The sequence below is a fragment of the Curtobacterium sp. MCBA15_009 genome (assembly GCF_001864895.1).
GTDB lineage: Bacteria > Actinomycetota > Actinomycetes > Actinomycetales > Microbacteriaceae > Curtobacterium.
Window position 1 is genome coordinate 677,303 of the sequence record NZ_MJGO01000037.1, and the last position, 11,549, is coordinate 688,851.

Sequence of the window (11,549 nt, forward strand, 5' to 3'; positions counted from 1 at the left end):
CGCCGCCCCCGGCCCCGCCGGCTGGACCGTGCACTTCGCCGACGGGCGGGTGTTCCACGACTGGGTCTGGGGCACGAGCGTCGCCCATGCCTGCGCCCCGGACGACTACACCGGTGCCTTCGCGGGCGACCGGGACCGCTGGACCGTCCGGTGGGAGGCGCGCGGCCCGGCGAAGGACTACCGGCTGGACAGCGTGCTCACCCGAGCGTGACCCCGATCCCGACCCCGAGCTCGAGCCCGACCCCGACCCCGACCCCGACCCCGAGCCCGAGCCCCGCGCCGGACCCCGAGCGACCACACTGGGTGCATGGCACGATCACCACGCACCGGCGGCACCGACGCCCCGCGCATCACCCTGACCGAACCCGCGGACCTGCAGGACTGGGTGCCGGGCCCCGGTGACGTGCTGAGCGGGGACCGGATCGAGGGCAAGCGCATCGACGTGCTCGACCTGTCCGGCGAGCGGCTGCCCGACCTGGAGATCGAGGAGTGCGTCGTCGACACGCTCCGCGCCGGGGACGCCGACCTGCGCGGCCTGCGGGTCCACGACTCGCTCGTCGACACCCTCGACGCCCCCGTGTTCCGCGCGTCGAGCAGTTCCTGGCGCGAGGTCCGGGTGTCCGGCGGCCGGGTCGGCTCGGCGGAGCTGTACGACACGGGGCTGAACGGGGTCGAGTTCGTCGGGGTGAAGTTCGGCTTCGTGAACCTGCGCGGCTCGACGCTCACCGACGTCGTGTTCCGCGACTGCGTCGTCGACGAGCTCGACATCGCCGACGCGAAGCTGCTGCGGGTCTCGTTCGAGGGCAGCAGCATCCGCGACGCCGAGGGGTCGGACGCCCGGATCGAGCACGTGGACCTGCGCGGTGCCGACCTCGACCGGGTGGAGCGGCTCGAGGGCTTCCGCGGTGCGACGATCGGCACCGACCAGCTGTACACGCTCGCCCCGCTCCTGGCGGCGCAGGCGGGCTACCGCGTCGACTGAGCCCCGGCAGCGGTCGCCAGCGCCGCGGCCAGGTCGGCCTGCACGAGGTCGCCGTGCACCGCCGCGCCCGTCTGGGTGCCGGCGGCGGCCGAGGCGATCAGCGTCGCCATCGGGGTCGTCACGTTGCCGGCCGCGTACACGCCCCGCACCGGGGTCTGCCCCCCGGCGTCGACGGTCAGCGCCGTCGCGTACGAGAGGTCGCCCATGAACTGCTCGGTCGCGGCCAGGCCGAGGCCGGACAGGAACGCCACCCGCGCCTCGGGCCGGCTGGCCGTGGCGAGCGCGTCGAGCGCGACGACGGAACCGTCGCCGAGGCGCACCCCGGACAGGCGCTCGCCCTCGGAGAGCACCTCGGCGACCGGGCTGTCCACGACCTCGATGCCACGAGCCGTCAGACCGGCCCTGGCGGTCCCGTCCAGGAGCGCAGGATCGGTCACGAACGCGGTCACCCGGTCGCTGAGCGCCCAGAACATGAGCGCGTGGTGCGCTCCGTTCGGCGTCGTGACGAGGACGCCGATGCGCTGGTCGCGGATCTCCCACCCGTGGCAGAACGGGCAGTGCACGACGCCGCGCCCCCACTGTTCCGCGAGCCCGGGGACCTGCGGCAGGACGTCCACGGCGCCGGAGGCGACGACCAACCTGCGGGCGGTGACGGTCGCGCCGGAGTCGAGCGTGACCGAGAAGCCGACCGGGTCGGTGCCGTCGAGGGTCGTGGCGGACGCGGCCACGATCCTCCCGGCCGTGACCTCGACGCCGTAGGCGGCGACCTCCTCCCGCCCGAGGCGGCCGAGCTCGGCGGGGGCGACGCCCTCGCGGCCGAGGTAGTTGTGGGCGCTGGCCGCCGGGGCGTTGCGGGGCTCGCCGGAGTCGACCACGAGCACGGAGCGGCGGGAGCGTCCGAGGACGAGGGCGGCGGAGAGGCCGGCGGCCGCGCCGCCGATGACGATGACGTCGTACTGATCAGGCATGGGCCGATCATCGGCGCTGGGTCCGCACGACGGCAACGTCTGTTGCCGGTGTGGCAACATGGCGGCATGGAGCACCGTCAGCAGGACCGGACGACCACGCGCACGACGACCGAGGTCGTCGACGGGGTGGGGCCCCGGCTCCGTGCGTTGCGCGCGCACCGCGCCGTGACGCTCGCCGCGCTGTCGGAGCAGACCGGCATCTCGGTGAGCACCCTGTCGCGGCTCGAGGCGGGGCAGCGGAGACCGACGCTCGAGCTGCTGCTGCCGCTCGCCCGGGCGTACCAGGTGCCCCTCGACGACCTGGTCGGCGCTCCACAGACCGGCGATCCCCGCGTGCACATGAAGCCCGAGGTGATCGGTGGCCGCGTCGTCGTGCCCCTGACCCGTCGGACCGGGGGCGTGCGCTCGTACAAGCAGCTGTTCCAGCCGCACTCGCCCGGCGGTGAGCCGTCGCTCAAGACGCACGAGGGCTACGAGTGGATCTACGTGCTGTCGGGTCGCCTGCGGCTGTTGCTCGGCGAGCAGGACATCGACCTCGGGCCGGGTGAGGTCGTCGAGTTCGACACCCACACGCCGCACTGGGTCGGCAACGTCACCGACGCCGTCACCGAGGTGCTCTGCCTGTTCGGGCCGCAGGGCGAGCGGGCGCACGTGCGCTCCCGCCCGACCCGTGAGCGGACGCCGACGCCCTAGAACACGTGGGCCGTGACGTCCTCGAGCAGGTCGGTCGTCTCGATGTTCGACTGCCGGATGTGGATGCCGATGTCGCCACGGGTGAAGTACGTGTCGCCGTCGGTGACGGGGTACTGCTCGTTCTCCGACACCTTCTGGCACAGGAAGCCCTCGGCCTCGTTACCGCAGTCGTAGCCCTTCGCCGTGAGCGCCTGCAGCTCGTCGCTCGCGGTGGCCGAGTCGACGACGTCCACCGCGATCGACAGGTACGAGATGTCGGCCTGCGGTTCCCGCCACACGCAGTAGAGCCGCTTGCCGTCGGGCTGCAGGACCGGGGTGAAGGCGCTCTTCGGGATCGCGATCGGGTCACCGACCACGGACGGGTCGTTCAGCGGCGCCTTCGCGAACGAGTCGTCCCACCTGCCCGGCGTGACGAGGTCGGTGCAGCTGTCCGGCACCGAGCCGCCGTCGAAGTCGACGCCGGGGACCTGCGTGATCGTCGAGGTCGGGCGGGGGGTGCTGCTGGTGCCCGTGGACGGAGTGGCTGAACCGGTGACGCGGGTGGTCGCCGCGGCGTCGGCCGGGTCCGTCCCGCCGTCAGCGGCGCACCCGGCGAGGGCGAGGCCCGCCGCGAGCAGTGCCGTGACGGTGAGCGTCGTGCGTGTGGTCCGCGTCGTGTCGCGCATGGTTCCCCTCGTCCGGTCACGTCCGGTCGTGACCCTCCCTCACGACGGTACCGATCCGACCCTGGGTCGGCCGGGTCCGTCGCCCCCCTGGCGGTGCGTCAGGGGCGGTGCCAGGCACGGCGCCCCCGCCACGCCGAGCGCACCCGCCGGGCCCACCGACGGACCGGGTTCGCCCGCCGGCCGTTCACGTGGAACGTGTGGAAGGCGCGGCGCGTCCGCAGCAGGGCGGACGGGAGGCCCGAGAACGGTCGTGCGGACACCCCCACCGTGAGCGCGTGGTCGGCCACCACCCGCCAGGCCGGGTCGAGCTGCATGCTCAGGTCGACGTCGTCGTGGACCTCGGCGTCCTCGCGGTGCGCGCGGGACCGCACGGCCAGCCAGGTCCGGCGGCGCAGCGCCATCGCGGACCCGAACAGCGGCGGACGGCCGAGCGCGGCCCACATGAGCGTGAAGTACGGCCGCATGTAGACCGCGTCCCAGAGCCGGACGACGAGCGGGCTGCCGTCGTGCGGACGCCCCGGCCCGGTCACCGCGACCACGGCGGGGTCGGCGAGCAGCCGGAGCGCGTCGGCGATCCAGGTGGCCGGCGGGACGGAGTCGGCGTCCAGCCGGACGAGCACGTCACCCGTCGCCCGGTCGTAGCCGCGTGCCGACGCCCGGGCGATGCCGCGGACGGGTTCGGAGACCACGACGGCCCCGGCGGCGGACGCCACCGACGCGCTCTCGTCGGTGCTGCCGTTGTCGACCACCACGACCTCGTCGGCGGGGACGGTCTGCAGTGCGAGGGCGTCGAGGCACCGGCGCAGGTGCGCGGCGTCGTCGCGCACGGGGATGACGACCGAGACGCTGGGCATCCCACCATCCTGTCGAGCGGTCGCTGTGCGGGCGGTCGGACCGCGTTCCGTGGCGTTCCTGCGTGCATGCCCAGAGGCGAGCGCGCACGTTCGGTCACGACACGCCGCCGGTGCACGCCGACGACGACCACGACCGGAAGGCCGACCATGACCACGAACCCACCCGGGAACGACTCCGGGACCCCGATCCACGACCGCACCGCAGCCGCCGAAGGGCACGAGGTCGCGCCCGGCGTGACCGTGCCGTCCTGGGCGAGCGACACGTCCGCTGCGCGACCCGCGGACCCGTCGACGCCGCTGACGTACGACCCGTACGGCGAGGACGCCACCGAGGTGCCGTTCGACGCCCCGCTCGACGCGATCCCCGCCGACGAGCAGCTGCCGGCCACGCCGACCGCCGCGAGCGGCGCCGTCGGCACCGGCGGCACGACCGGGCACGACGCCGGCAGCGGCTCCGGCAAGGCCGACGCGGCGAAGAGTGCCGCGCAGGACGTCGCCGGCGACGCGAAGGAGAAGGCCGCCGACGTGGCCGGCACCGTCAAGGAGCAGGCGTCGAACGTCGCCTCGGAGGCGACCGACCACGCCAAGCAGCTGTACGCGCAGGCGAGCAGCACGCTCAAGGACCAGGCCGCCGACCAGCAGCAGCGCGCTGCCGGTGGGCTCCGCAGCCTCGGTGAGCAGCTCGGGCGCATGGCCGAGAACGACGACGAGCAGGGCGTCGCCTCGAAGGTCGTCCGCGACCTCTCGGGCCGCGCGAACTCCGTCGCCGGGTTCCTCGAGGACCGCGACCCGGGCTCGCTGCTCGACGAGGTGAAGACCTTCGCCGCCAAGCGACCCGGCACCTTCATCGCGATCGCCGCGGGCGCCGGCCTGCTGGCCGGGCGTCTGGCCAAGGCGCTCGCGACCGAGGCGAAGCACGAGAAGGAGGCCGGCGACGGCACCACCGGGCCGGGGAGCACCGCATGAGCCACTCCGCCCCCGGCGCGACACCCCTCGGGGAACCGACCCCCGAGGAGCGTGCCGCGACCACGCCACTCGGGTCGCTGCTGTCCGACGTGTCCCGCGACCTCTCGACGCTGTTCCGGCAGGAGGTCGCCCTCGCGAAGGCCGAGTTGACCGACTCCGCGAAGAAGGCGGGCAAGGCGGGCGGCATGTTCGGCGGCGCCGGCCTCACCGCCCTGTTCGCCCTGCTGTTCCTGTCGATCGCCGCGTGGTGGGGACTCGGACACCTGGTCGGCAACGCCTGGTCCGCCCTGATCATCGCGGTGGTCTACGCGATCGTCGCCGCCGTCCTCGCCCTCCGTGGGCGCAAGGAGATCAAGGAGATCCGGGGCGTCCCGCAGACGGTCGAGACCGTCAAGGAAGTCCCCGACACCCTCAAGCCCACCACCGGGAGGAAGCCATGAGCACCCCAGACGAGATCCGCGCCGACATCGAGCGCACCCGCGGCGAACTCGGCTCCGACGTCGACGCCCTCGCCGACAAGGTCAGCCCGTCGTCCATCGCCCACCGCCAGACGGAGAAGGTCAAGGGCCGGTTCCAGGACGTCCGCGAGTCCGTGATGGGCGCGGCCCACTCGGCCCGCTCGAGCGCCTCCGGATCCGCCTCCGGCGCCTCCGACCAGGCGAAGGACGTCGCGCACAAGGGCGTCGAGAAGGCGAAGGGCAACCCCCTGGCCGTCGGCCTCATCGCGTTCGGCGCCGGCTGGCTCGTGTCGTCGCTCCTGCCGACGACGGACAGGGAGGAAGCCCTCGCCGGTGACCTCAAGGAGAAGGCGGCACCGCTCGTCGACGACGTCAAGGAGCAGGCGAAGGACGTCGGGTCGCAGCTCGGCGACGCGGCGAAGGAGCACGCGCAGGACCTCAAGGGGACCGCGCAGGACGCCGCGCAGACCGTCAAGGGCGAGGCGCAGGGTGCCGCGTCCGACGTGCAGGACCACGCGCAGGGGGCTGCGGACGACGTCCGCAACAGCTGACGCGACGAGGTGACGGACGGGAGGCCCGTGGCGATCCAGCCACGGGCCTCCCGTCCGTCGCGCGGTAGCGTTCCGGCATGGACCCGATCGACGAGCTCGCCGCGGAGCTCCGGCAGTCCGTCGGTCGCCTCGTGCGCGCTGCGCGGCGGGAGGCCGACGCCCTGCCGGCGGCGCACACCGCGACGCTCGGGCTCCTGCTGCGCGAGGGGCCGCTGACGATCGCGGAGCTCGCCCGGCTCCGCGGGGTGAAGCACCAGGGCCAGTCGCGCACCGTCGGGGAGCTCGCGGCCCGCGGGCACGTCGAGCGTGCCGTCTCGGACGCCGACCGCCGGGTCTCGGTCATCCGCCTCTCCGACGCGGGGCGGGCGGTGCTGCAGCAGGAGATGGACGCCCGCGCCGACTGGTTGGCCGGGGCGATCCGGGCCGAGACCGACGACGAGGAACGCGCCCTGCTCGCGCGGTTGCCCGAGCTGTTCGAGCGCCTGGCGCGCCGGGCCGACTGAGCGGACCCGCAGGTCGACCCCGTGCAACAAGTACAACACTGTTGTACAGTTGGCCGCATGGAGTTGACGAAGTACACCCACGCCACGGTCGTCCTCGAGCAGGACGGCGTCACCCTCGTCATCGACCCGGGGGTCTTCACGCCCGAGGCCGCCGACCTCGTCCGCGGGGCCGCGGGCGTGCTCGTCACGCACGACCACCCCGACCACCTCGACGTCGACGCCCTGCGCGCGGGGTTGGCGGCGAACGCGGAGCTCGTGGTCCGCGGGCCGCAGACCGTCGTCGAGCAGCTCGGGGAGCACCACGGCCGCGTCGTCGCGGTTCACGCGGGCGACACGATCACCGTCGGGTCGTTCTCCGTCCGGGTCTTCGGCGAGCAGCACGCGGTCATCCACCCCGACATCCCCTCGACCGCCAACGTCGGCTACCTGGTCGACGACGCCGTCTTCCACCCCGGTGACGCGTACCTGCAGCCCGGCGTGCCCGTGCCGACCCTGCTCGTCCCGACGAGCGGGCCGTGGACGAACACGGCCGAGGCCGTCGACTACGTCCGCGCCGTCGCTCCCGAGCGGGCCGTGCAGATCCACGAGGCGATGCTGAGCGACCTCGGCCAGCAGTCCACCACGCGGTTCCTCGGCCCGGACGGGCTCGGGCCGGTACCGGTCCGCATCCTGCCCGTGGGGGAGACGATCACCGTCTGACGGGCCGCCGGCCGCCCCTGGGAGGCGATCCGGGCCTCCCGAGCAGCATGGACGGATGGCCGACGCACCCACGACAGCAGTCCTCTTCGACATCGACGGCACCCTCGCCGACTCGAACTACGCGCACATCGACGCGTGGTGGCGTGCGTTCCTGGCGGCGGGGGAGTCCGTCGACGCCTGGCGGATCCACCGCGCGATCGGCATGGACTCGGCGAAGCTGCTCGAGACGCTGCTGCCGGAGGCGTCCCAGGAGACCCGCGACACCGCGAAGCAGTTCCACACCGCCTACTACGCCGAGCAGATGCCACGGCTCCGGCTGCTGCCGGGCGCGCGCGAACTCCTGCAGGCCGTCGCCGAGGCCGGGCACGCCGTCGTCCTGGCGACCAGCGCGCCCGAGCACGAACTCGCCCGCCTGCGCGACCTGCTCGACGCGGGTGAGTGGGTCACCGCCGAGACCAGCTCCGAGGACGTCGAGCAGGCGAAGCCCGACCCCGGCATCGTCCGGGTCGCGCTCGAGAAGGCCGGGGTCTCCGCCGATTCCGCCGTGATGGTCGGGGACGCCGTGTGGGACGTCGAGTCCGCCGGCACGGCGGGCGTGACGTGCGTCGGTGTGATGACCGGCGGCATCGGCGGCGACGAGCTCCGCGGTGCCGGGGCGGCCGAGGTGTACGACGACGCGGCGGCCGTGCTCGCGGCGTTCCGCGCTGGCGAGGGCCCGATCGCGGCGCTCGGTCAGCACGCCTGACGGGCGGTGCCGGTCGCGCCTGACGGGCACCTCGGTTCCCGCGCCGTCGGGCGCCTCGGTTTCCGCACCGTCGGGCGCCTCGGTTTCCGCACCGTCGGTCGCGCGTGCCAGGATCGACGTTCGTGATCACGATCGAACGCGTGTCCTGGGACGACCCCCGCAGCGTGGAGCTCCGCGCCCGGATGGACGACGAGATGCACGAGCGCTACGGCTCGTCGAACGCCGGTGAGGACCCGGCCGTCACCGCCGAGCGGAGCCGTGCGCTGAGCGTCGACCCCTCGACGGTGGTCACGTCGGTCCTCGCCCTCGACGAGTCGGGTGCACCGGTCGGGCACATCGCCGTCCGTCGCCTCGGCGACGAGGTCGAGCTGAAGCGCCTCATCGTGCTGGCGGCTGCGCGCGGCAAGGGCGCCGCGACGGCGCTGCTCGACGAGTGCGAGCGGGTCGGTCGCGAGCTCGGCGCCCCGCGGCTCATCCTGCAGACGGGTGACAAGCAGCCGGACGCCGTCGCGCTGTACCGCAAGACCGGCTGGCACCAGATCGACGTCTACGAGCCCTACGCGGCGACCATGCCGTGGTCGTTCTGCTTCGAGAAGGCGCTGTAGGGGGACGATCTCTACCTTGCACTCTCAGCCTCAGAGTGCAATTCTTGTTCGGTGAGCACCACCGAACGCACCCGCGCGCTGCGCCGACGCATGATCGTCGAAGCGCGTCGGGCGACCGTCGAGCACGGGCTGCACGGGTTCACGATCGAGCAGCTCTGCCAGACCGTCGGGGTGTCCCGGCGCACGTTCTTCAACCACTTCGCGTCGAAGGACGACGCCGTGCTCGGCATCGAGATCAACGCCGACGTCGAGGCCATCGAGGCCTACGCCGCCGGCGGGATCGTCCCCGGCGACCTCGACCCGCTCGACTCAATCGTCGCGCTCGCGGTCGACCAGCTCCGACGCGTCGGCATCGACCGCGCGGACGAGGTCCTCGTCCGCGGCGTCTTCGAACGGGAGCCCGCGCTCGTCGCGCGGTTCCTGTCCGCCACCGACGTGCAGCTCGGCCGCATCACCGCGGCGGTCCGCACCCGGTTCGGCTGGGACGACCCGGCCGACCGCCGCGCGCGCCTGGTGACCGAGGCGGCCGCGGCGCTCGCGAAGGTGACGGCGGAGACGTACTTCGACGACGCCTTCGACGAGACCACCGGGCCGACGTTCGACGCCCTGCTCACCGAGAACCTCCGCCTCATGAGGGCGGCCATCACGACCGGACAGGACCACACCGCATGAGCGCCACCGCGCCGGGCACGACCAAGCGTGCCCGCCCAGGCACCGACGGACCGCTGCTCCTCACGCAGCGCCGGATCTGGATCATCTTCTCCGCGCTCATCGCGGGGATGCTGCTCTCCAGCCTCGACCAGACCATCGTCTCGACGGCGATGCCCACCATCGTCGGCGAGCTCGGCGGCGTCGCCCACCAGGCCTGGCTGACCACCGGGTACCTGCTCGCCTCCACCATCGTGATGCCCGTCTACGGCAAGTTCGGCGACGTCCTCGGGCGCCGCAACCTGTTCCTCATCGCGATCGCGCTGTTCACCGTCGCGTCGGCCGGGTGCGCGTTCGCCACGGACTTCACGCAGCTCGTCGTGTTCCGCGCGATGCAGGGGCTCGGCGGCGGCGGGTTGATGATCCTGTCGCAGGCGATCATCGCGGACATCGTGCCCGCCTCGCAGCGCGGCAAGTACCTCGGCCCGCTCGGCGCGATCTTCGGTCTGTCCGCGATCGGCGGCCCGCTGCTCGGCGGGTTCTTCGTCGACCACCTCACCTGGAACTGGGCGTTCTACATCAACATCCCGGTCGGCATCGCGGCGTTCTTCGTCGCCTGGTTCGCGCTGACCCTGCCGAACAAGAAGGCGACGAAGCGCATCGACGTGCTCGGCGTGCTCTTCATGTCCGCCGCCACCACCTGCCTGGTCTTCTTCTCGGAGTTCGGCGGCAGCCGGGACCACGGCTGGGACGCCCCCGAGACGTGGGCCTGGTTCGCCGGCCTCGTCGTGTCGGCGGCGCTCCTCGTGCTCGTCGAGTCGCGGGTGGAGGACCCGGTCCTGCCGCTGTCGTTCTTCCGCAACCGCACCTTCCTGCTCGCCACCGGCATCGGCCTCGTGCTCGGCATCGGCATGTTCGCCGCGATCGGCTTCGTCCCGACGTTCCTGCAGATGGCGTCGGGCACCTCGGCCGCGGTCTCCGGTCTGCTGATGCTCCCGATGATGGCCGGCCTCATCGGCACGTCGATCGCCTCCGGTGTCCTCATCACGAAGACCGGCCGCTACCGGATGTTCCCGATCGTCGGCACGGTCCTCGTCGCGATGGCCATGCTCGCGATGACCCAGCTCGCCGCGGACACCCCGATCTGGCTCATCTGCGCGTACCTGTTCGTCTTCGGCGCCGGCCTCGGCCTCATCATGCAGGTGGTCGTCCTCGTCGCGCAGAACGCCGTGCCCGCTTCGCAGGTGGGCACCGCCACGTCGACGAACAACTACTTCCGCGAGGTCGGCGCCTCGCTCGGCACCGCCGTCTTCGGTGCGCTCTTCACGGCGCGGCTCACCACGTCGCTCACCGACGTGTTCCGCGGCGCCGGCGGCTCGGCCACCGACGCGGCGTCGTCCGCGGGCAGCATCGACCCGGCGACCGTGGCGGGGCTGCCGCCGGCGGTGCAGGACGGCATCGTGAACGCCTACGCCGACTCGCTGGCACCGGTGTTCTGGTACCTGCTGCCGTTCATCGCCGTCGCGTTCCTGCTCGCGCTCTTCCTGCCGCAGATCACGCTGTCCGACACGGCCGGCATGGTCGCCCGCGGCGAGGCCGTCGGTGGTGCCGAGGCCGACGAGCTCGAGCGCGCCCAGCGCGAGGGCCGGGCGGAGCAGGCGCAGCCGGTCGAGCCCGCGGACCGCACGCAGCAGTAGTCCGGGCTGGGCCGGGCCGGGCCGGGACCGGTTCGGTCCGCGAAAGCGACAGTCCGCCGCGGAACGTTCGCGGTGAACTGTCGCTTTCGCGGGGTGGTCGTCACCACCTTCGGACGGGAGGCACGGTGTCAGCTGGCGCCGTGCCTCCCGTCCGTCGAGCGGGTGCGGCCACAGGCCCGCGCCTCCGCGAAAGCGACACTTTGCCGCGGATTGTTCGCGGCCGACTGTCGCTCTCGCGATGGGGACCAGCGCGCTGCGGCGAGGAGTGTCGCTTCCGCGGTGGAGACCCTCCCGCTGGCCTGCTGGGCGGTGGGTCCGCAGGCCCGGGGGCTGCGAGTCTGTGGGTCTGCGGGGCAGCGGGCCAGCGGGCCAGCGGGGCTGCGGGTCCGCGGGTCCGCGGGTCCGCGAAAGCGACACTTCGCCGCGGAACATCGGCGGCGAATTGTCGCTTCCGCGATGGGGACGAGCCTGCTGCGGCGAGGTGCGTCGCTTTCGCGGCCCGGCCCGGCCCGGCC

At 73.2% G+C, this 11,549-nt stretch carries 15 protein-coding genes; 12 read left to right on the forward strand and 3 right to left on the reverse strand.

The features are described 5' to 3' along the window. Positions 1 to 211 (forward strand): DUF6314 family protein (locus BIU97_RS11695; RefSeq protein ID WP_254782967.1); only part of this gene is annotated, 211 nt, incomplete at its 5' end. 96 nt (positions 212 to 307) lie between these two features. Then, on the forward strand, positions 308 to 982 hold the full coding sequence (locus tag BIU97_RS11700; protein ID WP_071254193.1) for a pentapeptide repeat-containing protein: 675 nt from the start codon (positions 308 to 310) through the stop codon (positions 980 to 982). On the opposite strand, the gene BIU97_RS11705 is transcribed toward BIU97_RS11700, so the two are convergent. Continuing rightward, positions 967 to 1,950 (reverse strand): NAD(P)/FAD-dependent oxidoreductase, encoded by a 984-nt coding sequence (locus tag BIU97_RS11705; RefSeq protein WP_071297701.1) that lies wholly within the window; start codon positions 1,948 to 1,950, stop codon positions 967 to 969. The genes BIU97_RS11700 and BIU97_RS11705 overlap by 16 nt on opposite strands. A 66-nt stretch (positions 1,951 to 2,016) precedes the next feature. Between BIU97_RS11705 and BIU97_RS11710 the strand changes: the two genes are divergently transcribed. Continuing rightward, positions 2,017 to 2,643 carry a helix-turn-helix domain-containing protein gene (locus tag BIU97_RS11710; RefSeq protein WP_071297702.1) on the forward strand — a complete coding sequence of 209 codons (627 nt, stop codon included), beginning with the start codon at positions 2,017 to 2,019 and terminating at the stop codon, positions 2,641 to 2,643. On the opposite strand, the gene BIU97_RS11715 is transcribed toward BIU97_RS11710, so the two are convergent. After that, a complete protein-coding gene (locus BIU97_RS11715) occupies positions 2,640 to 3,308 on the reverse strand; it encodes a hypothetical protein (RefSeq protein ID WP_071254187.1) in 669 nt (222 codons plus the stop codon). The two genes, BIU97_RS11710 and BIU97_RS11715, sit on opposite strands and share 4 nt — an antisense overlap. 98 nt (positions 3,309 to 3,406) lie before the next feature. Beyond that, positions 3,407 to 4,162 carry a glycosyltransferase family A protein gene (locus tag BIU97_RS11720; protein ID WP_071254185.1) on the reverse strand — a complete coding sequence of 252 codons (756 nt, stop codon included), beginning with the start codon at positions 4,160 to 4,162 and terminating at the stop codon, positions 3,407 to 3,409. Positions 4,163 to 4,309: 147 nt separating this feature from the next. On the opposite strand from BIU97_RS11720, the gene BIU97_RS11725 reads away from it, so the two are divergent. From BIU97_RS11725 to BIU97_RS11765, 9 genes are all read left to right on the forward strand, one after another. Beyond that, positions 4,310 to 5,128 (forward strand): hypothetical protein, encoded by an 819-nt coding sequence (locus BIU97_RS11725; RefSeq protein WP_071254183.1) that lies wholly within the window; start codon positions 4,310 to 4,312, stop codon positions 5,126 to 5,128. Continuing rightward, complete coding sequence (locus tag BIU97_RS11730; protein WP_071254181.1) at positions 5,125 to 5,568, forward strand: phage holin family protein; 444 nt, start codon at positions 5,125 to 5,127, stop codon at positions 5,566 to 5,568. Before BIU97_RS11725 ends, BIU97_RS11730 begins: the two co-directional genes overlap by 4 nt. After that, complete coding sequence (locus BIU97_RS11735; protein WP_071254179.1) at positions 5,565 to 6,137, forward strand: DUF3618 domain-containing protein; 573 nt, start codon at positions 5,565 to 5,567, stop codon at positions 6,135 to 6,137. Before BIU97_RS11730 ends, BIU97_RS11735 begins: the two co-directional genes overlap by 4 nt. Before the next feature lie 77 nt (positions 6,138 to 6,214). After that, a complete protein-coding gene (locus BIU97_RS11740) occupies positions 6,215 to 6,640 on the forward strand; it encodes a MarR family winged helix-turn-helix transcriptional regulator (RefSeq protein ID WP_071254177.1) in 426 nt (141 codons plus the stop codon). A 57-nt stretch (positions 6,641 to 6,697) separates the two neighbouring features. Further along, positions 6,698 to 7,339, forward strand: a complete 642-nt coding sequence (locus BIU97_RS11745) for an MBL fold metallo-hydrolase (RefSeq protein ID WP_071254175.1) — start codon at positions 6,698 to 6,700, stop codon at positions 7,337 to 7,339. 55 nt (positions 7,340 to 7,394) lie between these two features. Next, on the forward strand, positions 7,395 to 8,084 hold the full coding sequence (locus tag BIU97_RS11750; RefSeq protein ID WP_071254173.1) for an HAD family hydrolase: 690 nt from the start codon (positions 7,395 to 7,397) through the stop codon (positions 8,082 to 8,084). A 122-nt stretch (positions 8,085 to 8,206) separates the two neighbouring features. Next, entirely contained in the window at positions 8,207 to 8,689 is a 483-nt protein-coding gene (locus tag BIU97_RS11755) for a GNAT family N-acetyltransferase (protein ID WP_254782968.1), read from the forward strand. A 51-nt stretch (positions 8,690 to 8,740) separates the two neighbouring features. Continuing rightward, a complete protein-coding gene (locus BIU97_RS18105; RefSeq protein WP_071254169.1) occupies positions 8,741 to 9,361 on the forward strand; it encodes a TetR/AcrR family transcriptional regulator in 621 nt (206 codons plus the stop codon). Continuing rightward, entirely contained in the window at positions 9,358 to 11,034 is a 1,677-nt protein-coding gene (locus tag BIU97_RS11765) for an MDR family MFS transporter (protein ID WP_071254167.1), read from the forward strand. The genes BIU97_RS18105 and BIU97_RS11765 overlap by 4 nt, the downstream gene beginning before the upstream one ends. Positions 11,035 to 11,549: the final 515 nt, after the last annotated feature.

Coding starts and splice junctions, on each gene's coding strand:
- BIU97_RS11725 (WP_071254183.1), top strand. CDS start 4,310: ATGACCACGAACCCACCCGGGAACGACTCCGGGACCCCGATCCACGAC.
- BIU97_RS11765 (WP_071254167.1), top strand. CDS start 9,358: ATGAGCGCCACCGCGCCGGGCACGACCAAGCGTGCCCGCCCAGGCACC.
- BIU97_RS11745 (WP_071254175.1), top strand. CDS start 6,698: ATGGAGTTGACGAAGTACACCCACGCCACGGTCGTCCTCGAGCAGGAC.
- BIU97_RS11715 (WP_071254187.1), bottom strand. CDS start 3,308: ATGCGCGACACGACGCGGACCACACGCACGACGCTCACCGTCACGGCA.
- BIU97_RS11720 (WP_071254185.1), bottom strand. CDS start 4,162: ATGCCCAGCGTCTCGGTCGTCATCCCCGTGCGCGACGACGCCGCGCAC.
- BIU97_RS11710 (WP_071297702.1), top strand. CDS start 2,017: ATGGAGCACCGTCAGCAGGACCGGACGACCACGCGCACGACGACCGAG.
- BIU97_RS11740 (WP_071254177.1), top strand. CDS start 6,215: ATGGACCCGATCGACGAGCTCGCCGCGGAGCTCCGGCAGTCCGTCGGT.
- BIU97_RS11730 (WP_071254181.1), top strand. CDS start 5,125: ATGAGCCACTCCGCCCCCGGCGCGACACCCCTCGGGGAACCGACCCCC.
- BIU97_RS11750 (WP_071254173.1), top strand. CDS start 7,395: ATGGCCGACGCACCCACGACAGCAGTCCTCTTCGACATCGACGGCACC.
- BIU97_RS11735 (WP_071254179.1), top strand. CDS start 5,565: ATGAGCACCCCAGACGAGATCCGCGCCGACATCGAGCGCACCCGCGGC.
- BIU97_RS11705 (WP_071297701.1), bottom strand. CDS start 1,950: ATGCCTGATCAGTACGACGTCATCGTCATCGGCGGCGCGGCCGCCGGC.
- BIU97_RS11700 (WP_071254193.1), top strand. CDS start 308: ATGGCACGATCACCACGCACCGGCGGCACCGACGCCCCGCGCATCACC.